Source organism: Nocardiopsis sp. TNDT3 (assembly GCF_003427465.1).
Lineage (GTDB): Bacteria > Actinomycetota > Actinomycetes > Streptosporangiales > Streptosporangiaceae > Nocardiopsis > Nocardiopsis dassonvillei.
In genome coordinates this window covers 1-4,648 of record NZ_QPFC01000189.1, presented here as the reverse complement: position 1 = coordinate 4,648, position 4,648 = coordinate 1, and the positions used below count along the sequence as shown (strand labels likewise).

The following is a 4,648-nucleotide window of genomic DNA, read 5'->3' as shown; positions in this document are numbered from 1 at the left end:
GTCCGGGCGCACCGGTGGCGTGCCGCGGGCGGGGCTCAGCCGCCGATGGCCGACATCGGCCGGGACGGCTGGAGGAAGCTGGGGTCGTTGATGCCGTGTCCGGGCAGCTTGGCGGACACCGCGGCGGTCCAGCTCCGGGCGATCTCCTCGTCGGTGGCGCCGCCCCGCAGCAGGGAGCGCAGGTCGGACTCCTCGCGGGCGAACAGGCAGTTGCGCACCTGTCCGTCGGCGGTGAGGCGGACGCGGTCGCAGGCGCCGCAGAAGGGCCGGGTGACCGATCCGATGACGCCGACGGTGGCCTGCTCCCCGTTGGGGAAGCGGGCTCCGCGCACGTGGAAGAGCTCGGCGGGGGCGCTGCCTCGCGTGTCGGCGTCGGCCGCGTCGAGCGTGAACTCGGTTTCGAGGGTGGCGAGGATCTCCTCGGCGGTGATCATGGTGTCGCGCCGCCAGCCGTGCTGGGCGTCCAGCGGCATCTGCTCGATGAACCGCAGCTCGTAGCCGTGCTCAATGCAGAAGCGCAGCAGGTCGGGGGCGTCGTCGTCGTTGACTCCGCGCATGAGCACCGCGTTGACCTTGACGGGGGTGAGCCCGGCCCGGGCGGCGCCCGCCAGGCCGTCGAGGACGTCGCCGAGCCTGCGGCGGCGGGCGAGGGTCTCGAACACGTCGGGGCGCAGGGTGTCGAGGGAGACGTTGACGCGGTCGAGCCCGGCCTCGGCGAGGGCGGGGGCCATGCGGGCCAGTCCGATGCCGTTGGTGGTCAGGGCGGTGTGGGGGCGGGGCTCCAGCGCGGTGGTTCCGGCGACGAGGCCGGGCAGGCCTCGGCGGAGCAGGGGTTCTCCGCCGGTGAAGCGCACCTCGGTGATGCCGAGGCGGGTGACACCGATGCGGATGAGACGCAGGAGTTCGTCGTCGGTGAGCAGTTCCGGCTTGGGCAACCACTCCAAGCCCTCCGGTGGCATGCAGTAGGTGCACCTGAGGTTGCAGCGATCGGTGAGCGAGACCCGCAGGTCGGTCGCCACTCGTCCGTAGGAGTCGGCCAGCACGGGCGTCACCCTCTCCAGTCCGGGTTGTCGGGCAGTCCGTGTACGAAGGTGTACCCGGCCCGAGGGGTACCCATAGATAAGCGTAGAAGATCCCTTTAAACGGCGGGCAGTCCTGATCGTGCCATATGCCGTTTTTCGTGGGCCAACACGAGACACCGGTCGGCGTATCGGGTGATCCCACACCCCCCGGAGCCACGGGCCGCGCGGTCCCGCCCCGCCCTGCTGCGCACCGGCCCCGCCGCGCCGTAGGGTGACCATCCGACGGTCGTACACGGCTTCGATCGTCGCAGACGAAGGCTCGGGCGAGGAGGCGGGACACGGTGATCACCACACGCGAGTGGGCCCTGGCGGGCGGACCGGACGGTTCCGGGAAGCTGGCGGCGCGGGCGTGGGCCCCGGCCGAGGGCGAGCCGACCTGGCTCGCGGTGCTGGTGCACGGCTACGGCGAACACCTGGGCAGATACCACGCGGTGGCCGAGGACCTGGTCAGAGCGGGCGCGGTGGTCTACGGCGCCGACCACCGCGGGCACGGGGGCTCCTCCGGTGAGCGGGTGCTGATCGACGACTACGCGGGCGTGGTCGAGGACGTGCACCGGCTCGTCACCCAGGCGCGCACCGCCTACCGGACGCTGCCGCTCGTGCTCATCGGCCACTCCATGGGCGGGCTCATCGCCTCCCGCTACGCCCAGACCCACCCCGAGCGGCTGAGCGCGCTGGTGCTGTCCGGGCCGGTGCTGGGCCGGTGGGAGGCCCTGGAGCGGATCGCCGCCGCCGAGGAGATCCCCGACGCCCCCATCGACCCGTCCACGCTCTCGCGGGACCCGGCCGTGGGCGAGGCGTACGTGGCCGACGAGCTGGTCTGGCACGGACCCTTCAAGCGCGCCACGGTGAACGCCATGCTCACCGAGATCGAGCGGGGTCTGGCCGCCGGGAGCGTGGGACCGCTGCCGCTGCTGTGGGTGCACGGCTCCGACGACCGGCTGGTACCGCTGGAGGGCACGCGGGTGGGCGTGATGGCGATCATGGGCGAGGACTTCACCGCGCGGGTCTTCCCCGGCGCCCGGCACGAGGTGTTCAACGAGACCAACCGCGACGAGGTGCTGGGTGAGGTGGTCCGCTTCGCCCAGCGCTTCGCCGTGCCCGCGGGCGGCGTCTGAGGGGCGTGCCGGAGCGGCCGCCGGCCCGGCGCCGACGTGTCCACAGGCGCGGATCCGGGGTGGTGCCGGGGCGGCCGGGCGTGGTGAGCTGTTGGCAAGGGGACCTCGGTCCTTCCCCTCCCTTCGGCGTGCCCTCACACGTAGAGCTGTCCCCGGGGCTGCGCCGGGTGGACCAGGGTCTCGGTGTAGGCGGCGGCCAGGCGCTCCACGGCGTCCACGAGCACGTCCGGCGGCTGGGTGTAGGCCAGGCGCAGATAGCGCTCCAGGGTTCCGTCGGCGCCGAACACCGGCCCGGCGGCCGGGTGCACCCCGTGCCGGATCGCGGCCGTGGCCAGCGCGCTGGCCACCGGGTGGGGCAGGGTCGCCCACAGCACCAGCCCGCCCCCGGGCACGCTGGGCCGCCAGTCGGGGAGGCGCTCGCGCAGCGCGTGCAGCAGCGCGTCGCGGTTGCGGCGCAGCTGGCGGCTGCGCTCGGCCCGGATGCGCAGCACGTCGGAGAGCAGATGGGTGGCGGTGAGCTGGTCCAGCACCGCCCCGGCCAGGTCGAAGCGCTGGCGGGTGGCCATGAGCCGGGCCACCATCGGCGGTGTGGTGCGCACCCACCCCACCCGCAGTCCGCCCCACAGCAGCTTGGCCACCGACCCCACCGTCAGCACCCGGCCGTCGGTGTCGTGGGCGGCCACCGGCGCGGGCAGGTCGCCGGAGTCGATGGCCAGTTCGGCGACGGTCTCGTCGACGATCAGGTGGGTCCCCGCCCGGCGCGCCTCGCGCACCAGGACCCGGCGCTCCTCGTCGTCCATCAGGGCGCCGGTGGGGTTGTGGAAGTCGGGGATCAGGTAGGCCAGTCGGGGTTTCCACTGGCGGAACGCGTCGACCAGGTACTCCATGTCCCAGCCCTGCGGGGTCACCCCGACCGTGCGCACCCGCGCCCCGGCCCGCCGGATGGCGTCCAGCGCGTGCGGGTAGGTGGGCGACTCCACCAGGACCTCGTCGCCGGACTGCACGAGCATGTCCACGGCCAGCGCGACGCCCTGCTGGGCGCCGTTGGTGACGAAGATCTGCTCCGGGGTGGTGGGCAGCCCGCGCTCGACGTAGCGCCGGGCGATGGCGTGCCGCAGCTCGGGCAGCCCGTAGGGGTAGTAGCCGAGCCCTCCCACGTGCGCGGCGAGCTGTTCGGCGGCCCGGAACGCGGCGGCGCGCAGCCCCTCCACCGCCGGGGGCGCGGCCACCCCCAGGTCGATGTGCTCGGCGGTGGGGACGAAGGGCGAGGGCTCGCTGGTCCCGGAGTCGGGCAGGACGGTCCAGCTGCCCGCGCCCTGCCTGCTCTCCAGGAAGCGGTTGTCGCGCAGCCAGGCGTAGGCGGCGGTGACGGTGTTGCGGCTGACCCCGAGGGCGGCGGCGAGGTCGCGTTCGGCCGGGAGGCGGGTGTTGGTGGGCACGCGGCCGTCCAGGACCAGTCCGCTGACGGCGCGGGCGATGGCCAGGTAGAAGGGGCGCTCCACGGGCGCCTCGCCGATGAGGCGCGCCAGCAGGCGCCCGTTGATCCGCCGGGTGCCGCCCCCGGAACGCTCCGCCGCGCGGTGAGCGCCCTGTCTCGCCATGCCGTCCCCTGCCGCCGCGTTGAAAGGGCCAGTTACCTGGATTGGCTCTTCATTCCAGGCGCCGCATCCGCCACGATACCCAGGTGGCCCCCTTACTGGACCCGGGCCCGGCGGGGGAGCCAACGGGGACGGCGAACGGCGGCCGGTCGCCGCGTGTGCCCCGAACCCCGTCCGATCGCCGCCCCGGGCCGCCGCCACCGGCCCCGCGTGCCCGTGTTCCCGCGCGGGTTCTCATCCGATGATCCCAGGAAAGACAGGTGTTTCCGTGACCGCACAGCCCCGCCCCGCCCGTGACGCGGCCGCCGCTCTGCTGGGCCGGGTGCTGGTCACCCCCGCCCTGCCCCGGCCCCGGCTGCGCCGCCTGGCGCAGCTGTACGCGGGCCTGGTCCTCTACGGGCTGAGCGGCGCGCTGCTGGTGCACGCGGGGCTGGGCGCGATGCCCTGGGACGTGCTGCACCAGGGGTTGTCCCGACAGACGGGGCTGTCCATCGGCACGTGGAGCGTGCTGGTGGGCGCGATGCTGATGCTGCTGTGGATTCCGCTGCGCCAGAAGCCGGGTCTGGGCACGCTGAGCAACGTGGTCGTCGTGGGGATGACGGTGGACCTGTTCCTGTGGCTGCTGCCCGAGGCGGATTCGCTGGTGGTGCGGGTGCTGCTGCTGGGGCTCGGGGTGGTGGTGTGCGCGGTCGCGACCGGGTGCTACATCGGCGCCCAGCTGGGGCCGGGTCCCCGGGACGGGCTGATGACCGGCCTGGCGGGCCGGGGGTGGTCGGTGCGCCTGGCCAGGACCGTGATCGAGGTGACCGTCGTGGTCACCGGCTTCCTCCTGGGCGGGACCGTGGGGGTG

4 protein-coding genes are annotated in these 4,648 nt (G+C 74.0%); 2 read left to right on the top strand and 2 right to left on the bottom strand.

Annotation, left to right across the window (positions count from 1 at the left end; genetic code table 11):
• Nucleotides 1-35: 35 nt before the first annotated feature.
• Entirely contained in the window at nucleotides 36-1,043 is a 1,008-nt protein-coding gene (gene moaA / locus DQW06_RS05120; RefSeq protein ID WP_013152449.1) for a GTP 3',8-cyclase MoaA, read from the bottom strand.
• Between the two features lie 320 nt (nucleotides 1,044-1,363).
• Between moaA and DQW06_RS05115 the strand changes: the two genes are divergently transcribed.
• A complete protein-coding gene (locus tag DQW06_RS05115; protein ID WP_013152448.1) occupies nucleotides 1,364-2,200 on the top strand; it encodes an alpha/beta hydrolase in 837 nt (278 codons plus the stop codon).
• 134 nt (nucleotides 2,201-2,334) lie between these two features.
• On the opposite strand, the gene DQW06_RS05110 is transcribed toward DQW06_RS05115, so the two are convergent.
• Nucleotides 2,335-3,801 (bottom strand): PLP-dependent aminotransferase family protein, encoded by a 1,467-nt coding sequence (locus tag DQW06_RS05110; protein WP_117198051.1) that lies wholly within the window; start codon nucleotides 3,799-3,801, stop codon nucleotides 2,335-2,337.
• 265 nt (nucleotides 3,802-4,066) lie between these two features.
• Here DQW06_RS05110 and DQW06_RS05105 point away from each other — a divergent pair.
• A partial coding sequence (locus DQW06_RS05105; protein WP_117198052.1) for a YitT family protein occupies nucleotides 4,067-4,648 on the top strand: 582 nt, incomplete at its 3' end.

Excerpts from the sequence above, each read along its gene's own strand:
- DQW06_RS05110 (WP_117198051.1), bottom strand. The coding sequence starts at position 3,801 with ATGGCGAGACAGGGCGCTCACCGCGCGGCGGAGCGTTCCGGGGGCGGC.